17 protein-coding genes are annotated in these 20838 nt (G+C 63.2%); 1 reads left to right on the plus strand and 16 read right to left on the minus strand.

The annotated features are described in order from the left end of the window. Positions 1 to 7: 7 nt before the first annotated feature. Both ileS and GBB11_RS10840 read right to left on the minus strand, forming a co-directional pair. A complete protein-coding gene (gene ileS, locus GBB11_RS05900) occupies positions 8 to 3193 on the minus strand; it encodes an isoleucine--tRNA ligase (protein WP_151549169.1) in 3186 nt (1061 codons plus the stop codon). A 359-nt stretch (positions 3194 to 3552) separates the two neighbouring features. Further along, a complete protein-coding gene (locus GBB11_RS10840) occupies positions 3553 to 3717 on the minus strand; it encodes a hypothetical protein (protein WP_192795949.1) in 165 nt (54 codons plus the stop codon). 220 nt (positions 3718 to 3937) lie between these two features. On the opposite strand from GBB11_RS10840, the gene GBB11_RS05905 reads away from it, so the two are divergent. Next, positions 3938 to 4804 carry an FTR1 family protein gene (locus tag GBB11_RS05905; protein ID WP_192796329.1) on the plus strand — a complete coding sequence of 289 codons (867 nt, stop codon included), beginning with the start codon at positions 3938 to 3940 and terminating at the stop codon, positions 4802 to 4804. A gap of 130 nt (positions 4805 to 4934) precedes the next feature. Here GBB11_RS05905 and GBB11_RS05910 read toward each other — a convergent pair whose 3' ends face one another. The 14 genes from GBB11_RS05910 to GBB11_RS05975 form a co-directional block, all read right to left on the minus strand. Continuing rightward, a complete protein-coding gene (locus tag GBB11_RS05910; RefSeq protein WP_151549171.1) occupies positions 4935 to 5909 on the minus strand; it encodes a DivIVA domain-containing protein in 975 nt (324 codons plus the stop codon). A 421-nt stretch (positions 5910 to 6330) separates the two neighbouring features. Then, entirely contained in the window at positions 6331 to 6633 is a 303-nt protein-coding gene (locus GBB11_RS05915) for a YggT family protein (RefSeq protein ID WP_151530352.1), read from the minus strand. A 209-nt stretch (positions 6634 to 6842) separates the two neighbouring features. Continuing rightward, positions 6843 to 7322, minus strand: coding sequence for a cell division protein SepF (locus GBB11_RS05920; protein ID WP_151549172.1), 480 nt, complete (start codon positions 7320 to 7322; stop codon positions 6843 to 6845). Positions 7323 to 7423: 101 nt separating this feature from the next. After that, a complete protein-coding gene (locus tag GBB11_RS05925) occupies positions 7424 to 8131 on the minus strand; it encodes a YggS family pyridoxal phosphate-dependent enzyme (RefSeq protein ID WP_151549361.1) in 708 nt (235 codons plus the stop codon). Between the two features lie 30 nt (positions 8132 to 8161). Continuing rightward, on the minus strand, positions 8162 to 8914 hold the full coding sequence (gene pgeF, locus GBB11_RS05930) for a peptidoglycan editing factor PgeF (RefSeq protein WP_151549173.1): 753 nt from the start codon (positions 8912 to 8914) through the stop codon (positions 8162 to 8164). A gap of 16 nt (positions 8915 to 8930) precedes the next feature. After that, positions 8931 to 10199 (minus strand): cell division protein FtsZ, encoded by a 1269-nt coding sequence (ftsZ, locus tag GBB11_RS05935; RefSeq protein ID WP_151549174.1) that lies wholly within the window; start codon positions 10197 to 10199, stop codon positions 8931 to 8933. A 188-nt stretch (positions 10200 to 10387) separates the two neighbouring features. Next, positions 10388 to 11068 carry a cell division protein FtsQ/DivIB gene (locus GBB11_RS05940; RefSeq protein ID WP_151549175.1) on the minus strand — a complete coding sequence of 227 codons (681 nt, stop codon included), beginning with the start codon at positions 11066 to 11068 and terminating at the stop codon, positions 10388 to 10390. Next, on the minus strand, positions 11069 to 12499 hold the full coding sequence (gene murC / locus GBB11_RS05945) for a UDP-N-acetylmuramate--L-alanine ligase (RefSeq protein WP_225979157.1): 1431 nt from the start codon (positions 12497 to 12499) through the stop codon (positions 11069 to 11071). 141 nt (positions 12500 to 12640) lie between these two features. Continuing rightward, positions 12641 to 13720 (minus strand): undecaprenyldiphospho-muramoylpentapeptide beta-N-acetylglucosaminyltransferase, encoded by a 1080-nt coding sequence (gene murG, locus GBB11_RS05950; RefSeq protein ID WP_151549177.1) that lies wholly within the window; start codon positions 13718 to 13720, stop codon positions 12641 to 12643. A gap of 9 nt (positions 13721 to 13729) precedes the next feature. Then, the gene (locus GBB11_RS05955) at positions 13730 to 15160 is read right to left on the minus strand and encodes an FtsW/RodA/SpoVE family cell cycle protein (RefSeq protein WP_151549178.1); all 1431 of its coding nucleotides are present in this window, start codon (positions 15158 to 15160) and stop codon (positions 13730 to 13732) included. After that, positions 15153 to 16628, minus strand: a complete 1476-nt coding sequence (gene murD, locus GBB11_RS05960) for a UDP-N-acetylmuramoyl-L-alanine--D-glutamate ligase (RefSeq protein WP_151549179.1) — start codon at positions 16626 to 16628, stop codon at positions 15153 to 15155. Before murD ends, GBB11_RS05955 begins: the two co-directional genes overlap by 8 nt. A gap of 9 nt (positions 16629 to 16637) precedes the next feature. Next, positions 16638 to 17738, minus strand: a complete 1101-nt coding sequence (mraY, locus tag GBB11_RS05965; protein ID WP_151549180.1) for a phospho-N-acetylmuramoyl-pentapeptide-transferase — start codon at positions 17736 to 17738, stop codon at positions 16638 to 16640. Between the two features lie 52 nt (positions 17739 to 17790). Continuing rightward, entirely contained in the window at positions 17791 to 19281 is a 1491-nt protein-coding gene (gene murF, locus GBB11_RS05970; RefSeq protein WP_151549181.1) for a UDP-N-acetylmuramoyl-tripeptide--D-alanyl-D-alanine ligase, read from the minus strand. 10 nt (positions 19282 to 19291) lie between these two features. Beyond that, a complete protein-coding gene (locus tag GBB11_RS05975) occupies positions 19292 to 20800 on the minus strand; it encodes a UDP-N-acetylmuramoyl-L-alanyl-D-glutamate--2,6-diaminopimelate ligase (RefSeq protein ID WP_151549182.1) in 1509 nt (502 codons plus the stop codon). Between the last annotated feature and the right edge of the window lie 38 nt (positions 20801 to 20838).

Raw genomic sequence — 20838 nt, forward strand, 5'->3', positions numbered from 1 at the left:
GCGGCTACTATGCCTCGTTCTTCTTCACGGAGACATACACGCCGTCGAGAACAGGATGGCCATCCTTGAGAGCATCATCAGTGATGGACAGATCCGTACACAGAACTTCACCAGCAATGGTGTCCTTGTGCTTAGTCGCCCACTCCAGCTTGTCTTCCGGAACCGACAACACGGCAGTGATTCGATCGGACACCTCAAACTCGGCGGCCTTACGAGCATCCTGAATACCGCGGATTACATCGTTGGCCCAGCCCTCGGCCTCCAAATCCTCGGTGAGGGTCATGTCGAGCACCACGAGCCCCTCCATACCGGCAATCTGGTTGGTGGACTCGGGGTTGTCCGCAACTAGCTTCTCGGTGAACTCGCCCGGCTGCAACTCGACGCCATCGGCAACCACGGTGTCGCCGGAACGAGAGTAGTTTCCAGCCTTGACCGCCTTGATTGCTTTTTGCACATCCTTGCCCAAGCGCGGACCAGCGACACGTGCGTTCACCACGACCTCGAATCGACCAACGGCATCCACATCGTCAGTGAGCTCAACCTCCTTCACGTTCACCTCATCACGAATGATGTCCGCGAAAGGCTCAAGGCGCTCCGCGTGCGGCACAGCCACGGTGAGTTTCGGCAAAGGCAGGCGGTTACGCAGCTTGTGCGACTTACGCACCGAGGAGGTAGCCGATACCACCATGCGCACCTCGTCCATTGCCTGAACAAGCTTCTCATCGCGCGGGAACTGCGACGCATCCGGGAAGTCAGTCAGGTGCACCGAACGCTCACCGGTTAAACCGCGGTAAATCACCTCAGTAGCCATCGGCAGCAGCGGGGCGGCCACGCGCGTGAGAGTCTCAAGCACGGTATAGAGAGTGTTGAATGCCTCCGGGAATTCCTGATCGCCCGCCCAGAAACGGTCACGAGAGCGACGCACATACCAGTTGGTCAAAGCATCACAGAACCAACGCACCTCATCACAAGCGGTAGCAATATCCAGATCATCGAGCGCCTTGTCTACTGCCTCGACGAGATCACCGGTCTTAGCCAAGATATAGCGGTCCAGCACGTTTGACGAGCTGGTGTCGAAGCGCGCCGAGGTGGAGCTGTACAGCTGCAGGAAGCTGTAGGCGTTCCACATCGGAAGCAGTGCCTGGCGCACACCCTCGCGGATTCCTTGCTCGGTCACGATGAGGTTACCGCCGCGCAGAATGGGTGAGGACATGAGGAACCAGCGCATGGCGTCGGAGCCGTCCCGGTCGAATACCTCGTTCACGTTGGGGTAATTGCCCTTGGACTTGGACATCTTCAGCCCGTCACTACCCAACACGATGCCGTGGGCCACCACGTTTGAGTAGCCGGCCTTGTCCCACAGCGCAGTAGCGATGACGTGCATGGTGTAGAACCAGCCACGCGACTGGCCCGAGTACTCGACGATGAAGTCGGCCGGGTTGTGGGTGTCGAACCACTCTTTGTTCTCGAAGGGGTAGTGCTTTTGTGCGAACGGCATGGAGCCGGACTCGAACCAGCAGTCAAGGACTTCTGGTACGCGCCGCATGGTGGATTGCCCGGTCGGATCGTCTGGGTTGGGCCGGGCCAGTTCGTCGATGTAGGGGCGGTGCAGCGACGTAGGTCGCGTACCGAAGTCGCGTTCAAGCTCGTCGAGGGAGCCATAGACATCAACGCGCGGGTACTCGTCGTTGTCGGAGACCCACACTGGGATGGGCGATCCCCAGTAGCGGTTGCGGGAGATGTTCCAGTCGCGTGCGCCTTCCAGCCATTTGCCGAATTGGCCGTCGCGAATGTGCTCGGGAACCCAGCGGATCTGGTCGTGGTTGAGTTCCACCATCCGGTCGCGGATTTTGGTGACCTCGATGAACCAGGAGGGCAGCGCCATGTAGATCAGAGGCTCTCCAGAGCGCCAGGAGTGCGGGTAGGAGTGCTCGATGGTCTGGTGGCGGAGGACGCGCTTGGCGGCCTTGAGGTCCTTGATGATGTGCTTGTTCGCATCGAAGACCAGTTGTCCCTCGTATTCGGGCACAGCGTTGGTGAACTTACCGTCCATGTCCACGGGGATGACCACGTCGATGCCATTGGCCGAGCAGGTGTTCATGTCGTCTTCACCGAAGGCGGGGGCCTGGTGAACGATGCCGGTACCGTCCTCGGTGGTCACATAGTCGGCGCCGAGGATCTGGAAAGCGTTGGGGTGGTCCTTGAAGTGCGGGAAGATCGGCTCGTAGCTCAGGCCAACGAGTTCGTTTCCGGGGTGGGTAGAGACGATCTCGTGATTCTCGCCGAGCTCCTTGGTGTACTGCCCCAGCAGGTTTTCGGCGATCAGGAAGTCCGCGCCGCGGAATTCTTCCAGTCCGTCGTCGCCGACGCGCACCCGCAGGTAGGTGACGTCGGGGTGTACAGCGAGCGCCAGGTTGGACGGCAGAGTCCACGGGGTGGTGGTCCATGCAAGTGCCTGGGTGCCCACGAGCTCGGGGTTGGCGTCGCCGTGGGCTGCGGTGATGGGGAAGGTCACCGTCAGGGTGGGGTCTTGGCGCATTTTGTAGCTGTCGTCGAGGCGGGTTTCCTGGTTAGACAGCGGGGTGTGCTCGGCCCACGAGTAGGGCAGCACGCGGAAGCCTTGGTAGATCAGGCCCTTCTCGTAGAGAGTTTTAAACGCCCACATGATGGATTCCATGTAGTTCAGATCCATCGTCTTGTAGCCGTTATCAAAGTCCACCCAGCGGGCCTGGCGGGTGACGTATTCTTTCCACTCTTCGGTGTACTGCAGCACGGAGGTGCCGCAGTATTCGTTAAATTTCGCCAAACCCATGTCTTCGATCTCACCTTTGTCGGTGATTCCGAGCTGCTTTTCTGCTTCGAGCTCGGCGGGCAGGCCGTGGCAGTCCCAGCCGAAGACGCGATCGACTTTCTTGCCCTTCATCGTTTGGAAGCGGGGCACGATGTCTTTGACATAGCCGGTCAGGAGGTGGCCGTAATGCGGCAGGCCGTTGGCGAAGGGAGGCCCGTCGTAGAAAACGAATTCTTTGGCGCCTTCGCGTTGTTCAACGGAGGCGTGGAAGGTGCGATCGTTCTTCCAGTAGTCGAGAACGTTCTTTTCCATGTCGGGGAATCGGCTGCTTCCGCCGCTCATGTCTACGCGGGGATAGACTCCGCCTACGTTGCTCTTCGATGAGCTGTCGCCTGTGGTCATGTGGGCTCCTTACAAAGACAATTCCGGGCAGTTATGCGTGTGGTGTTATTCGCCTAGGGACGAGTTTCCCTGAGCATCTCTGCCCTGGGTACCCGCGGTACCACCCTATTTGCGTGCACCCCAGGAGGGCGCGCGCCTCTTCGTTTGTCTTGTGTAAGGATTATCGACCCTCGTCGGCTGGTTCTACTTGCCGCCGTAGCGGGGTTCTTCCAGCAGCTCCCCGGTGATGGCCGGATCAACGCCTTGTGTTGCGTCACGGGGTGTTCACCCCTCGTATGTGATGCTTCCGAGCAAGTATATCGGAGAATTCTCCTTCAGCGATAGTTCGGTTTTCCTCGCCCGTCGCCGCGCGACGGTGGCTATCGCTTTCGCCGCGCGTAGCGCCATGTATCGATCCCCCACACCGCGATGCCTGCGATGGAGGTAGCGATTAGAAGGTAAGCGAAAATGATCTCCTCGGTCTGCACAGTGAGAACAAGCAGAAAGAAACTTGCGAGGGCGAGCACGATAGCGAGAAGCATCATAGGCAGGATTGTAGAGGGTGAGGGGCTGTTTTGTGCTTTACGACGCCACCCGCGCTCCCGAGTGTGCACCACCCCCCCACATGCGCCCACCGTCACCCTGCTCTTTTAGGTAAGCCTGCGTTGAAGAATACAATCGCGCCGAGGCTACTTTTGACTCGGCCTCGGATAAGTGTTGAGGGCCTATGAGGGCTACGCGATGTCGTGCATAAGGGAGTGTCAGGTGTTTCTGGCGAATTTCCTCTTTAGCCTCCGCGAGGGGGTCGAGGCCGCAGTGATCGTGGGGATGCTCATTGCCCTTATCACCCGTGCCGGTCGCCGCGATCTTCTGCCACGGCTGTGGCTGGGCCTGACCCTGGCCGCAGGGCTGTCGCTGCTGCTGGGCGCTGTTGCCACATGGGGACCGTATGCTGCGTCGGCCCGAGCCCACTTACTGCTCAGCGGCGTCTTGTCTGTGGTGTCCGCCGGTGTGGTGACGTGGCTGATTTTCTGGCTGGCCACGCACTCCCGCAGCAACAAACACCGGCATGATCCACCAGCCGCACTCACCCCAACGGGCACGATCTGGGTGCTGGTGCTGGCCATCATCAGTGTCGCCCGCCTCGGTACAGACACTGCCCTTTTTGTGTGCTCTGCCCTCAAAGCCGTCCACACGGACGGTGTGGTGGCCCCTGCTGCGGGCAGCGTGGCGGGGTTGATCGCCTCGGCAGTCATTGGATGGTTGGTCTACACCGGCATCGGCTGGATGAATTTTTCCGTATGCATTCGCTTCATGGCTGCTCTTTTCCTGCTGGCCGCCGCGGGCAGCGTTTCCCACGGCCTCGGGGATCTTCAGGCGGCCTCGCTCCTGCCCGGCTGGAGTAGTCAGCTCTATGACGTCTCGGGGTATTTCGACAACGGTAATCTTCTCCTGCGCACCGATACTCTGTGGTTTGTTCTGGCCGAGTCCATGTTCAAGCTGAACCTCTCCCCCACGCACCTCCAGATAGCAGGCTGGATGCTCTATCTCCTCGCCGTGCTCCCGCTGTATCTCCGCGTTTCTTCCCCTCGCCACTCGAGCCACTCCGCGGAACGCCGTCACCAGAGCTAACCCCACTGCCCCACGTTCCCGGCGTTACGAGCGACTTCAAGGCCTGCCGGCCTCCAGGGTGGCGTCGACAAGCGAGCATGCCGAAGGCCCCACACACATCGGTGCGTGGGGCCTGTAGCTACAAAAACTGCTAGTTGTTCGAACCGTTGTGGGGGTTCGGAGCCGAGGTGGTGGTGGTATCCAGCTCCTGCAGCTTGGTCTCCAGCAGGTTCTTCAGGCGAGTGCGGTACTCGCGCTCGAAGACGCGCAGCTCGTCGATACGGTTCTCGTAGACGCTCTGCTGCTGCTTCATGGTGGCCATGGTCTCGCTGTACTTGCGGTCGGCCTCGGTCTGCAGGCTGGAGGCCTTCTGCTCGGCCTGCTTGACCTTGGCATCGGACTGCGCGGTGGCGTCGTGGATCATGGTCTCGGAGCGCTGCTTGGCGTCGGAGAGCATGCGCTCGGACTTCTCGTTGGCTTCCGCAATGGTCTTTGCGGCCTGGTCCTTGGCGGTACCCAGGGTGCGGCGAGAGGTCTCGTTGGCCTCGTTGATGGTCTTCTCGGCGGTCGCGCGGGCCTCGTCCAGCATGGACTGAGACTCGTTGCGGGCGTCGTTGGTGAGACGATCGGCCATCTCCTGAGCCAGACCCAGGACGCGAGCGGCCTGCATGTGGGTCTCGGGGGAAGCGTTCTGATCATCTGCGGCAGCGGCCACGGAGACCGGCTGCTGCGGCTGCTGCTGAGCGCCAGCTTTGTCGCGGGCCTGAGCTGCTGCCTTGCGGGCCTCTTCGGCCTCCTTGCGGGCAGACTCGGCCTGCTTCTTGGCTTCTGCGAGTTGGGACTCGTACTTGGTGGCGAGCTCCTTCTCGATGCGTGTGCGCAGCTCGGTCTCGTTGACCGCCGGGCTGGCAGCAACTGCGCCACCGCGCACGCTGTCGGCGGAGTCGAGCTCCGATTGGAGCTCCTCCACCTGTGCACGCAGTGCATCGTTGTCGTCCTGGAGTTGACCAAGAGTGTCTTCGACGAGATCGAGGAACTGGTCAACCTCATCCTCAGCGTAGCCTCGCTTGCCGATCGGCGGCTTGCTAAAGGCAACATTGTGCACGTCGGCTGGAGTCAGCGGCATTGACGATTCCCTTCGCGTTAGTTTCTCTATCTTAAAAATTCTCTCAGCCGCTCTGGCGCCGTACAGGATGCTTAGACACTCTTTCGCAGCTTTGAAAATTTTTCGCGACCGACGGGGGATCTGCCTCCGTCGAATCTATATTTCTACGTTTTTCTCTTATTACGTTATCTTACGCAGATTCCCTCAAGGTGCACTGCACCTTAACACAATATACGGGTTTGATTTCGGATGTCTACGCAATTTGCTGCCGAGTCCGCGAGGACTCTGCCCGCAGGTTACCCCCGCTAGCCACATCGTAGTATCCGATTTCTCATGCTCTACACAGAACATCACCCCGTATACCGGGCCACAGCCTCACGGCAGTGAAGCTGATATCCCGAGTGTACGGGGTGGGAGGTGAAACCGTCGAGAATTGCACAAATTACACGAACGCGGCGCTATAGATGGCGATGACGATGTACTCCAGCAGGATGAGGCCGATGAACAGCACCAGCACGGAGACGTCCAGAGCCACTCCGCCCATGCGTACCGAGGGGATCATCCTGCGCAGGGCCTTCACGGGTGGGTCGGTGACCATGAAGATGGGCTCGGCGATGTAGTAGAACCAGCGCGGCGGAGAGAAGCTGCGCGAGAACGACACCACCATCTCAATCAGGATGCGGGCGATGAGCACATAGCGAAAGATGCGGATCGCCCAAAGCAGAATCATAAAAGCTGTAGTCACGGGTGTAGAGCCTAACGTATCTCACGTGCCGAGGAACAATATTTCTCGCCCCGTGCGAGCCGACCAGTCGCCGCGGAGTGTAGCGAACGTCATACTCTAGGCGCGGCGCACAGCCGAGCGCACATGCTGCACACTGCTGCTAGTACTACGCCCACCAACGAAAAGAGGAGCGTCGGTGGGCGAAAAAAGATCGTGGGGCGGCCGGCGTATTAGACGCGGGCGGTGCGCTCCAACTGGGTGGTGGAGACGTGTGCCCCGTCCGGGATGAGGGCGAAGACACGCGGGGCAACCTTCTTCATGGTGCCGCGCAGCGCAAAGCCGAGGCCGGCAGCGAAGTCCACCACGCGATGGGCGTCTTCGCTATTCATGCGGCTGATATCGAACACCACGGCATCGCCATCACGGAAGGGCTCACCAATGCGCGCGGCTTCGGTGTAGCTGGAGATTTCCACGGGCACGATGGCGCAGGCATAGGAGCGGTCACGGTCACGCTCGTAGTAGCCCTCGGACTCTCGGCTCGGCTCCTCGTAGCGACGGCCGTAGCGCTCGCTGTAGCGATCCTCACCATAGGGGCGCTCGGCGTAGCCGCGCTCCTGGTAGCCGGCCTCGTCGCCGTAGTAGGCGTCATCCATGTCATCGGCGATGGGGCCGAGTCCGAAATACTCTTTGAACTTGTTCAAGCTCGACATCGTGTGGTGTTCCTCTTCTTAGATCTATGTGGAGGGATTGTGCTGGTCAATTGGGGTGTAACCAAGAGTGCGCGAGGCTCACAACCGCGTAATTTCTATCGTTAGACTACTGGCCGCGGGCCGAGGATATCCGTTCCGACACGCACAAATGTCGATCCCGACTCAATTGCGTGCACCATGTCCGCGCTCATGCCTGCCGAGTAGTCCAAGCGCCGTCTTAGCTGCTCCGACCAGCGCTGCACAACCGCGGCGCCGCGCTCAAACACTTCGCGCGGATCGGCGTCGAGCGGCGGCACACACATGAACCCGCCGCAGCGGGTGCGGGGCTGTGCTTCGAGCATGTCGACGATCTCTGCCAGCTGATCCAGCCGAGTGCCGCCGCGCGCGCTATCGCCATCGGCGGAGAGCTGCACGAGGCAGTGCAGCACCGCGCCTTCCTGGCGCTGGCCACGGTCGATGGCCAGCTCCATTCCGCGATCTAGCTTCTCGGCGATGGCCACCGAATCCACGGAGTGTACCCAGTCTGCCCAGCGGGCGATCGAGTTGGCCTTCTTGGATTGGATCTGCCCGATCATGTGAAAGGACATCTCCGGCAGGGCTTCCTTCTTTTCTTTGGCCTCTTGGTCTCGGTTCTCCCCCACCGCTGTGACTCCGAGCTCCTGCAGCAGTGCCACATCGGAGACGGGATGAAACTTCGTCACTGGCAGCAACTGAATCTCAGCGGCGTCGCGGCCCGCATGGGCGGCGGCCTCGGCGATGGTGGCGCGCACCCGCTCTAGCCGGGTGGCGAGTTCTTCGCGCCTAGTCATCGTCTCTTCACTCATTCTTTCCTCCTACGATCAGCGTGGCTCGTGGGCGTGAGCCGCGGCACTGCCAGTGAGCCACACCAGTCCCGCCTGGCGTCCGGTGGGCCCCTGGGCACGGCGATAGGAAAACAGCGACTCGTCCTCAATGGTGCAGCGGGGATCAACATCAATGGCGCGCACGCCCAGCGCGCGCAGCTGCGCTACCAAACCCGCCCGAATATCCAGCCCCGTGGTCCCCGTGGCGGTGCGGCACCGACTGCCCGGCAGGCGGGACTCGACATCGGCGGCCATTTCTGGCGGCACCTCATAGCGTGCCCCCGATGCGGCGGGGCCGAGCAGCACATGGATGGCCTCCGGCCGCGCCCCGAGCTCCACCATGGTCTCTACGGTGCGGCGGACGATGCCATTGCGCGCGCCCATCCGGCCGGCATGGGCAGCGGCAACCACCCCAGCATGGTGATCCGAGAGCAGCACCGGCACGCAGTCAGCCACCAGCACGGCGAGGGCTAGGTTGGCGCTGGTGGTCACCAGCGCGTCGCTTGCGGGCACCGGCTCCTCCTGCGGGCCATCGACCACGGCGACTGTCGGGGAATGGATTTGCTCCATCCACACGATGCGCTCCGGGGCGAGGCCGATGATGCGGGCAAGCCGGCGACGATTAGCGGCGACAGCCTGCGGATCATCGCCCACGTGATCGCCAAGATTAAAACTGTCGTAGGGGAAGGCCGAAGCCCCGCCGGCACGGCTAGTAACAACCTTGCGGACGGGGCGAGTATCGATAGTCACGTAACTGCTTCAGTTCCTAACGCATGAAATCGGGAATGTCGAGGTCATCCACCGGAGGCTCCGAGCGGCGCGGTTCGGGGCGCTCCTCGTAGTCATTGTGGGTAAACAACCCCGGGGAGCGATCGCTGCCCAAGCGGTGGCGCGCCTGGTTGGCGCGGTCATCGTAGGCGCGGTGCTCGCGGTCCGGCTCCTCGGCACGCTCGGGGGCGGGGCGCTCGCCGGACTCGGCACGCTCGCCGCGACCAAACATGCCCTCGTTCTGGCGCGGTGCCGGGGTGGGGCTGGCGGCAGCCGGGCGCTCCGCGGGCTGGCGCACGTTATCGTTATCGGCCACCGAGGCGGCATCATCGAAGCCCGTGGCAATCACGGTGACGCGCACTTCGTCGCCGAGGGTGTCGTCGATGATGGTTCCGAAAATGAGGTTCACATCCGGATCGGACTGGCTCTCCACCATCTCTGCGGCCTGGTAGACCTCCTGCAGGCCAAGATCGGAACCACCGGCGAAGGAGAGCAGCACTCCCTTGGCACCTTCCATGGTGGACTCCAGCAAAGGAGAGTTGATGGCCTGCTCTGCTGCCGCCACCGCGCGGTTATCGCCCCGCGAGGAGCCGATACCCATGAGGGCGGAACCGGCATCGGACATCACGGCACGCACGTCCGCAAAGTCCACGTTGATAATGCCCGGGGTGGTGATGAGCTGGGTAATGCCCTGCACGCCGTTGTAGAGCACTTCGTCCGCGGAGCGGAAGGCTTCCATCATGGAGAGGTTGGCATCGCCCAGTTGCAGCAAGCGATCGTTAGGAATCACGATGAGAGTGTCGCAGGAGTCGCGCAATGCCTCGATGCCCTCGAGCGCCTGACGCATGCGGCGACGGCCTTCGAACTTGAAGGGGCGAGTCACAACGCCCACGGTGAGCGCGCCCATCTTCTTGGCGATATTAGCCACCACCGGGGCAGCGCCGGTGCCGGTGCCGCCACCCTCGCCCGCGGTCACGAAGACCATATCGGCGCCCTTCAGGGATTCCTCGATCTCAGACTTGTGATCCTCGGCAGAGGTGCGACCCACCTCGGGGTTCGCCCCGGCGCCAAGGCCACGGGTGGCCTCACGGCCAATGTCGAGCTTGACGTCGGCATCCGAGAAGAGCAAAGCCTGCGAATCGGTATTAACGGCGATAAATTCAACGCCCGCCAGGCCCTCTTCGATCATGCGGTTGACGGCATTGACGCCGCCGCCGCCGACACCGACGACCTTGATGACGGCGAGGTAGTTGTTCGGTGAGGTCATGGTTATAAGGCTCGCCTTTCGGGTTTTTCTCGTGTGATCCTAGTTTTATGTGCGCTCAGGTGTAGCCCACATACTGTTGAAACAATGTAAGTCCATCATGGTCGACACATACGCATTTGAGGGTGACATTCGCGCGGCGTGTCTTTAACCCTAAAGCTCAACTTTAGACTTCTGACGTGGGCTTTCGCTTAGCGGGTCGTGACCATGTTGGGGTTGGTAACATTCCACCACTCCTCGGGGCGAGTGAGCACCGCACGGGTAGCCCGCGCCTTATTGGTGGCATCCTCGGCCGAGCCCCAATACACGGCCTTCGCCCCCATCTCGGCGTTCTCGAAGTGCAAGGTCAGCTCGAAGGGGCTCGGGGCCTCCACGAAGCGCAGCAGGCCGCGCTGGTCGCCGGCGATCTCCTCCCACGCGTTCACAGCGCCAACGACGGCCGCATAAATCTTGGGATTGTCATCACTCATGCCCACGACCTTCATCGCTCCGCGCGGATCATCGCTAATCACGAAGGGCACCCCATCGCGGTCGGCGAGATGCGCGCCATCGGCCTGTTCGGAGAAAATGAAGGGCTCGCGCTCCACCACTTGGACTTCGATGCCGCGGGGCGAGGAATGGCCCACCGTCGCAGATTTCACCCACGGCAGCTCCGCGACGCGGGTCGCCGCACCGGCGGTATCCACCCGCAGCGAGTTTTCCCCTTCCACCACACCGGCGGCGGCGAGCACCTCCTCCGTGGAGGTTTCCTTATTTCCCTCTACCGAGACCTGAGAGACGGTGATAATGGGAAAAAACACGCAGATCAGCACTGCCACTGCCCCCAGGGCGATCACCGCGCCGAAAGCTTGGACAATCCTCCTGCGGCTCACTTACTCTCCCGCCTCTGCTGTGGTAGTGGCGCTGCTCAGGCCCTCGAGAATTTCGTCGGCAAGCATCGTCACCGAGCCCGCCCCCATGGTGAGCACAATGTCGTGCGGGTTCACGAGCTCGGCAACCACTCCGGGTACCTCCGCGAAGCTATCCACATAGCGGCAGGGCGCGCTCACCTTATCGGCGATGATGCTGCCGTTCACGCCTTCTACGGGCTCCTCGCGGGCGCCGAAAATATCGAGTACCACCACGGCGTCTGCCAGCGACAAGGCGGCGGCGAACTCTGTGGCGAACTCGATTGTGCGGGAGTAGAGGTGCGGCTGGAATACCACCACCACTTTGCCTCGGCCGATCGCCCCCACCTTGTCTTGGGCGGCACGAATCACGGCGGAGACCTCGGTGGGGTGATGCGCATAGTCATCAAAGACACTCACTCCGAGAGCCGGCCCCTCGGCCACGGTGCCGTGATACTCGAAGCGGCGGCGCACCCCCGTGAACTCGCTGAGTCCCTCGGCCAGAGCTGCTACATCGCCACCGGCGACGTGTCCGGCGAGCAATGCGGCGGCAGCGTTGAGCACCATGTGCTCCCCGGGCACGTGAATGGTGACGTCCACAACCGTATCTTCGAGGAGAATCCGGGCGCGGGTGCCGTAAACCGTGGTGGTGCGCTCCTCGATAATCGCGCCGGCCGGCACGTCTGGGTGCATGGAACAGGCCTCGCGGGTGCCATAGCCGACCACCGTAGTGCCCTTAGCCGCACACCGCTCCCCCAGCGCGGCGGCGTGTTCATCATTGAGGCACACCACCAGCGTGCCGTCGTCGACAAGCCGCGCTGCGAAATCGTCGAAGACGGTGAAATAGGCGTCGTGAGTTTTGAAATAGTCCAGGTGATCCGGCTCAATATTGGTCACCACGGCCACCTTGGGCCGGTATTGCAGCAGCGAGGCATCAGACTCATCGGCCTCGGCCACAAAGCAGCTGCCGGTGCCATGGTGGGCGTTGGTGCCGGCCTTGTTGAGCTGGCCCCCGATAGCAAAACTGGGATCCATGCCTGCCTGCTGCATGGCCACCACCGCCATGGAGGTGGAGGAGGTTTTGCCGTGGGTGCCCGCGAAGAGGATTTGATCGTGGCTGTCCATGAGCAGCGCCAGCATTTCCGAACGGCGCAGAATAGGAATATTGAGCTCGCGGGCGCGCACCAGCTCGGGATTATCTTGGGGGATCGCCGCGAAGGAGGTGACCACGGCCGTGGGCGGCGTGCCCTCCCGGTCGATATTGGCTGCGTCGTGGCCGATGGAGATGTCCACGCCCATGGAGCGCAGCGCCAACACCACCCGAGAATCCTTGGCATCGGATCCACTGACCTCGGATCCTCGTGCCAGCAAGATACGCGCGATGCCGGACATGCCCGCACCGCCGATTCCGATCATGTGCACCCGCGTTAGGTCCGCGTCCACCGTCTGCTCGCTCACCACTGTTCTCCTCGCTTATGTGTGTTTCTGTGCTCGTGACGACGCCACCTCGCCGCCACAGTCCTCCTGTGGCCGGCGCGGCGCGCCCTAGGGTTGATGTTAGCCGCGTGCGGCCTGAACGATACGTTCGGCGATGTCCTCAGCGGCGCTGCCTAATCCGGCCTGGTCGGTGGAGTGCACCATGGCCTCATAGAGCTGTTCATCGCTCAGGATTGCCAGCACCTGGGTGGCGAGGCTGTGGCCGTTGAGATCGGCATCGGCGATGATGGTCGCGCCGCCGGCACTGATCACCGGCTGGGCATTCAATCCCTGTTCGCCATTGCCATGCGGCAGCGGCACGTAGATGGCGGGGGTGCCGGAGGCACTTACCTCGGCCACCGTCATCGCGCCGGCACGGCAACAGATGATATCCGCGGCCGCATAGGCCTTGTTCATCTCGGTGATATACGGCAGCGGCACATAGCCGGCACGGGCCGCGGGGGCCTCGTTCTTCTTGCCATAGGCGTGTAGCACCTGCACCTCGCCGGCGAGGAGCTCCTCGAGTCCCTCGGCCACGGCATGGTTGAGCGAGCGCGCGCCCTGGGAGCCGCCGGTGACCAGCAGGGTGCGGCGCTGCGGATCCAGACCGAAGCTCTCCCGCGCCTCCTGCTGTGCCTGCGTGCCGCGGGTATGGGCGTGGGCGCTGCGGATGGGCACGCCCACCACATCGCCGGGGATGCCGGACTCGGCCACCGCGTTCAACCCAGTGCCTCCGAGACGCACGCCCAGCTTATTGGCCATGCCGGCGCGGGCATTGGCCTCGTGTACGAAGAAGGGGATGCCGAGGCGTCGCGCCGCCAGATAGGCGGGCGCGGAGACATAGCCGCCGAAGCCGATGAGCACGTCGGCGTCTACCTCCTTGAGTACCGCGGTGGTGGCGCGCACCGAGTTCAGCACTCGCCACGGCAGCTTGGCTAGGGCCATGCTGGGCTTGCGGGGCACCGGTACCGGTGGGATGGTGCGCAGCTCATAGCCGCGTTCGGGCACGAGGTCCATCTCGAGTCCTCGAGTGGTGCCGAGGGCCGTAATACGGATGTTCTCCTCCCGCGCCCGCAGTGCATCAGCAACAGCGAGGGCAGGTTCGATGTGGCCAGCGGTTCCGCCGCCAGCCACCACCACGGATAGTGTTGTCTCGCTCATGAGGCCTTTCTACCTTTGCCGATTTTGGGAACTAGGACGGTGACGCACATGGGTGAGCGGTTCGCCATAGCGGCGCACGCGATCGCGTTCGCTGTGCCGGGTGAGCGCTTCTCGACGCCGCGAGCTCGGCCGGGCATCACGCTGCTCGTGCTCTCCCCCACTGCGGGGCGACTCGCCCCGGCCCTCGCGCACGGACACGCCCGTGACCATCGGCTCGGGCAGCATGAGCAGCCGGTCGAACCACGGCCGGCCGTGGGACTGCAGGGCGGAGATCGCCTCCGGCTCGTGCCGGGCGCAGTTCAACAACAGGCCCATGGATGCCAGGGTGATAATCGCCGAGGTTCCGCCCGCGGAGATCAGCGGCAGCTGAATACCCGTCACCGGCCACAGACCGATCACATAGCCGATATTAATGAATGCTTGGATCACGATGGAGCCGGTGAGCGTGGCCGCCAACAAGGACAGGAAGCGGTTATTGCTGCGCAGCGCGATGCGGAAGCCGAGCACGCAGAGTGCGGCGTAGAGCACGATCACCATGGTGGCGCCCAGCAGCCCAGTTTCCTCGCCGATAATGGCGAAGATGAAGTCGTTTTTCGCCTCCGGCAGATAGAACCATTTGGCGCGAGACTGCCCCGGCCCCACCCCGAACAAGGAACCATCGGAGAGGGAGAGATAGCCCTGGTAGGACTGGAAGGCGGCGCCGCGGGTGTCATCAAAGTGACCAAAGAAGGCGTCTTTGAACACCGAGATGCGATCGGAACGAAAACCCGAGGAATTCTTCACTGCCAGCGCCAATCCGATGACGGTAGCGAGAGCCGTGAACACGATATAGCGCAGATCCAATCCCGCAAACACCAGAGTCACACCCACCACGACGAGGAAGGCGAGGGCCATGCCGACGTCCTTCTCCAAAAGAATGAGCCCAAGCATCAGCAGGGCGATGACGATGAAACCGATGAAGCGTATTTTCTTCTTCTCCGGAGGGCAGTCCGCTAGCCACGCGGAGCCCCATACCGCAATCGCCACCTTGGCCAGCTCCGAGGGCTGGAGCCGGATGGGGCCGAGCACGATCCAGGATTGGGACCCCACCTCTTCCAGGCCGGTACCAATGGAAGGCACGAGCACAAGTACCAATAAAAGGACGGACACGATCAGCACCCACGGGGCACTGCGCCGAATGGACTGAGGGCGCAGACGCAGACACAGCCACATCGCCACGAAGCCCACGCCAACCATGACGGCTTGGCGCATCGCCGTGCCAAACACGGAGGCTCCCTCAAGCACCGACCATGTCATGGAGGAGCTGGCCACCATCAAAATGCCGAAGAAGGCGAGGATGACCACGATGGAAGCGACAGCGTAGTAGTCCAGCAGTGGCCGCAGGGCCACGTGAAAATACTTCCGTCGGCCGCCGTGTTCGCTGGTGAGCACGTTAGACATTGCCACCTCCAGTTGTGGGGAATGCGGCACGCATGGCCTCGGCGAAGATATCGCCACGTTCGCCCATGCCGCTATACATGTCCAATGATGCCGCAGCGGGCGCCAAGATCACGTCAACACCGGCCACGGCGTGTTCGCGGGCAAAAGCAGCGATCTCCGCCATGGCCTCATGCTTATCGGTGCTGGTTGAGACATAGACCGGCAGCTCGGGCACGTGCAGCGCCAGCTGCTCGGCAATGAGCGGGGCATCCACGCCAAGCAGCGCGGCGGCCACCATGCGCTCGCCATGAGCGCGGATTACCGCGGAGACATCCGCGCCTTTGAGCTGGCCTCCGGCCACCCACAGGATGGATTCGAAGCCCTTGAGGGCAGCGTCGGCGGCGTGGGGATTGGTCGCTTTGGAATTATCAATCACGGTGATAGCCCCAGCAGCATCAGCCACCTGGTGCACCACCTGGCCGCGGTGGGCGGCCACCCCGAAGCTATCGAGAGCGGCGGCAATGTCGGTGGGGGCAACGCCGTGGGCACGGGCCATGGCAGTAGCGGCCAAGGCGTCGAGCTGACCGGCGCGCCCTGCGGGGGAGATCCCCTCGATGGGGCGGATGGGAATGCCCTCCTCGGCGTCGGCTGCTGCGGGCAGAAACGCTCGATCCACGATCCAGCCCTCCCGCACCCCCACCTGCCCGGGGGCGGGCTCGGCGAGAGTAAAGCCCACGGTGCGCCCGGCAGCCTGGGGCTGCATGGCGCGGACATGCGCATCGTCCACGCCGAGCACGCTCAACTCGCCGCGCAGAATCCGTGCCTTGTCCGCGCCGTAGTCAGCGAAGCTGCCATGCCAGTCGATGTGGTCCTCGGCCAGGTTGAGCACGCAGCCACAATCCGGGGTGAACTCGCTGGTCCAGTGCAGCTGGAAACTCGAGAGCTCCGCTACCACGACCTCCACGCGCGGGGTGGCCAGCAGCGCATCGGGGATGGCAATACCGATATTGCCCACCGCCGCCGAGGCCGGATTATGGCGCTTGATCATCGCCGCCAGCATGGCGGTGGTGGTGGTTTTCCCATTGGTGCCGGTGATCGCCAGCCAGGTGCGGCGCGGGCCGAAGATCTCGGCGCGGTCGACCCGGTAGGCGAATTCCACATCGCCAAGGACGGGAATACCCACGGAGATGGCGTCGACAAGCACCGGCGAATCGGGGCGCCATCCAGGCGAGGTGATCACGCAGGAGAACTCGTGGAGGCGGGCGCGGGCCGCCGCCGTGCTGAGGGCTTCGGCGCCGAGCTCGGCGATGGCATCGGCTGCGGCGGGGTTATCGTCGGCGATCGCCATCTCCGTCCCCAGGGCACGCACGAGTCTGGCGCAGCCGCGGCCCGAAATGCCGGCCCCAGCCAGCAGGATGGGCCCTGCGAGAAACTCCGGCAGCCCAGAGCTGTCAGCGGTGGATGGGTGGGAGAGCTGATCTGCAGACATGATGAAAGGCTATACCCCTGCGCTGGTGAGCCACTCGCTGTAGAACAGCGCCATGCCCGCGGTGCAGGCCATGGCTGCGAGCAGCCAGAATCGGATGGTAACGGTGGTTTCAGCCCACCCGCCGGACTCGAAGTGGTGGTGGAAGGGGGCCATGCGGAACACGCGGGTGCCGCGAGTTTTGAAGACGATGATCTGAATGGCCACCGAGGCGACCTCAATCACGAAGAGCGCACCGACGATAATCATGAGCAGCTCCGTGCGCGAGGCCACGGACAGTCCCGCCACGAGGCCACCGAGCGCGAGCGAACCGGTATCGCCCATGAAGATCTTGGCGGGCGCGGCATTCCACCACAGGAAGCCCGCGCAAGCGCCGGCGCCGGCCGCAGCGAGCATGGCGAGATCAAGCGGATCGCGCACGGAATAGCAGCCCGGCTGCACGGCGACATCGCAGGAGTTGCGGAACTGCCAGAAGGTCATGGTGGTATAGGCCACCATCACCATGGCAGTGGAGCCGGCGGCGAGTCCGTCGAGACCATCAGTGAGGTTCACCGCATTCGACCAGGCGGACACGAGGATGTAGATGAACACGAGGAACACTAGGGTGCCCAGGATGCCGCCGCCAAAAGCCAGATCCAAGGTGTCGATATCGCGAATGAACGACAGGTGCGTGGACGCGGGACTGATGCCCTGGTCATTCTCGAAGCGCAGCGCACAGAATCCGAAGATGACGGCGACTGCGAGCTGCCCGAAGAGCTTGCCTTTCTTATTCAGGCCGAGATTGCGGCCCTTCGCCAGCTTGATGTAGTCATCGGCGAAGCCCAGCCCGCCGAGGGCGAGCGTCAACAACAGCACCAAGATGCCGGAGGCGGTGAAGGCGGTGGATCCGGTGATCGCGCCCACGATGGTGGCGACCACATAGCCGCCGAGAATACCGGCGAGGATCGCGATACCTCCCATGGTGGGCGTGCCGCGCTTACGGAGGTGCGAGGCCGGTCCATCCTCGCGAATCTCTTGGCCCAGCCCCTCGGCCGAGAAGCGACGAATGAGCACCGGGGTGAGGAAAATGGCAATGAGGAAGCTCACTACCCCGCTGATGATGATCTGCGTCATGACGTAATCTACCCGTGCGTTTCTTTCTATACCTTCGTGACTGTTCTGGCGTTTATCGGCTCTTGCTCAGCTGCGCCAATTGCTCGGCGACGTACCACAGCCGATCGGCATTGGACGCCTTGACCAACACCACCTCGCCCGGCTCGACGCCGGCGGCGATGATATTCAGCGCCCCGTCCACGCCCTCGGCGATATGGGTGTCGATACCCAGCTCCTCGGCCACGCCGGCAAGGGCGTGGGTGTTCACATCCGTACCGACCGTGATGAGGTGATCGATGTCGTGATCCACCAGCACCTGGCCCAGCTCCTCGTGGGCGCTGATGGCATCCTCGCCCAGCTCGGCCATCTGTCCTAAGATCGCCCAGCTGCCGGTGCCCGCGGCGGCGGCCGTGGAGGCCAGCGCCTTGATGCCCGCGCGCATGGAGTCTGGGTTGGCATTATAAGAGTCGTTGATAATCACCACTCCATCGCTGCGGGTGGTGATGGCCATGCGGTTCGCCGAGGCCGCCGTGTGGGCGCTCAGAGCCGCCGCGATCTGCGCGCATTCCAGGCCCACAGCATGCCCCACCGCCGCCGTAGCCAGGGCGTTATACACCTGATGTTCGCCACTGACCTGCAGTTGGACATCGGCGCTGCCGCTCGGGGTGGTGAGAACGAAGCGCGGACGCGCCAGCTCATCCACGTGCACCTCGGTTGCCGTGATATCGGCCTGCGGCTTCGGGGTGCGCCCGTCGAGCGCGGCCGAGGTAAAGAGCACCCTCGCCGCGGTCGTCTGCGCCATCTGCGCCACCAGCTCATCATCGGCGTTGAGCACCGCGACCCCGTCGGCGGGCAGGGCCTCGATGATCTCGCCCTTAGCGGTGGCGATATTTTCCCGCGAGCCAAACTCACCCAGGTGGGCGCTGCCCACGTTGAGCACCACCGCGATATCGGGGCGAGTGATCTCGGTGAGATGGCGAATGTGCCCAATCCCGCGAGCAGACATTTCGCTGATGAGATAGGTGGTGTCCTCATCGCACTTGAGCGCGGTATAGGGCAGACCGATCTCGTTATTAAAAGACCCGGGCGGGGCGACGGTCTCCGCCACCGAACGCAGCAACGTGGCCAGGAAGTCCTTGGTGGAGGTCTTCCCGGCGGAGCCGGTCACACCCACCACCTTCAGCCCGTGCTGCTGCAACTCCGCGGTATTGCGGCGGGCCAGCGCCGCCAACCCGCCCACCACGGCCTCCGTGCGGCCGGTGGTATCGACGGCGAAGGCATAGGCGTTGTCCATGCTGCGGTCCAGCTCGGTCACCGGTAACACGATCGCGGGCCCCTCGACTTCTTGGGCCACGAGGGCGGCCGTCGCCCCAGACTCGAGGGCGGTAGGCACGAAGTCGTGGCCATCCACATTCGCCCCGGGCAGGGCAACAAATAACGAGCCCTGGGCAACATTGCGGGAGTCAAACTCCACAGGCCCAGTCACGAGGGACTCAGGATCGGCACTGGCAGAAAGCTCCCCGCCGGTGATCTCGGCGATCTGCGCGAGCGTGTACGTCTTCATCAGCTGGCCTTTACTTGCTCTCGGTACCGCGCTGCTGCAGTGCGGCACGGACCTCTTCACGATCATCAAAGTGGTGGTTGACGCCCTTGATCAGCTGGCCGGTCTCATGACCCTTGCCGCACACCACCACCGCGTCGCCCGGCTGTGCCCAGTTGATGGCGGCGATAATGGCCTCGCGACGATCGCCGATCTCAGTCACCTCGGCGCCCGGGGTCTCGGCCTGCTGCTCGGTGGCGCCGCGCACGACCTCGGCGCGGATGGACGCCGGCTCCTCGGAACGCGGGTTGTCATCGGTGATCACCACAAAGTCGGCGCGCTTGACGGCCTCGGCGCCCATGATCGGGCGCTTGGTGGCGTCGCGATCGCCGCCGGCACCAATCACCGCTGCGACCCGACCGGAGATCTGGGCACGCACAGTGTCCAGCACCTCGGCAATCGCCCCCGGCTTATGGGCATAATCCACCACGGCCATGAAGTCTTGGCCCTCATCGATGGATTCCATGCGGCCGGGCACGGCCACCTCGGCGATGCCCTGGGCCACTAGGTCCACATCGGCGCCAGCGGCATGGGCGCAGGCGATGGCTAGGGCGGCATTTGCCACGTTGAAGCGGCCGGGCAGCGGCAGCTCTACGGTGTGGGCGGCGCCATCCACGGTGAGAGTAAAACGCTGGGAGCCGGTGGCGGAGACCTCAATATCGGAGGCGGTCACCTCGGCGCTCTGGCCGTGGGTGGCCACGCGCAGCACGGACTCGCCGGCACGCTCGGCCATGGACTCGCCCCAGCGATCATCGATGCACACCACTGTCTGGGCGGCGTGCTGCGTGCTGGAAGGATCAAAGAACAGGGCCTTGGCCTCGAAGTACTCCTCCATCGTGGGGTGGAAATCGAGGTGATCCTGCGACAGGTTGGAGAAGCCGGCGACAGCGAAGTGCGTGCCGGCGACGCGACCGAGCACGAGGGCGTGGCTAGAGACCTCCATAATCACGTGCGTAACGCCCTCCTCCACCATGGTGGCGAAGAGCTTCTGCAGCGTCGGGGCCTCCGGGGTGGTGAGCTTGGTCGCCACCGGGGTGCCGTTGATACGGGTACCGGTGGTGCCAATCAGCCCCACTCGATGCCCAGCCTTCATCATCCCCTTTTCCAGCATGTAGCTGGTGGTGGTCTTGCCGGAGGTGCCGGTGACGCCGATGATGCTGAGCTTCTCCGAGGGGTTGTTATAGATGGCCGCAGAGACCGGTCCAAGGATCTCGCGCACGTCCTCCACCACGATGATGGGGCGGGTCTCGTCCGCGTCGCGGAGAATAGCGGCGCCGGCCTGATCGGTGAGGATCACCGCGGCCTCGCAGCTGCCGGCATAGGTGGCGCCGTGCACCTGAGTGCCGGGAAGCGCCGCGAACACAGCGCCCGCGGGCAGCTGGGTGGAATCCAGTCCAATCTCGCTCACGCTCAGAGCCTCGCTGGGCTCATTGATTACGCTGCCGCCGCTGAGGTTCAGGACCTCAGAAAAGTTCAGTGCCACGCGCAGTTTCCTCCTTGATATATAGGGCTCATTAGTCT

Source organism: Corynebacterium sp. 74A, assembly GCF_008930665.1.
GTDB classification, from domain to species: domain Bacteria; phylum Actinomycetota; class Actinomycetes; order Mycobacteriales; family Mycobacteriaceae; genus Corynebacterium; species Corynebacterium megadyptis.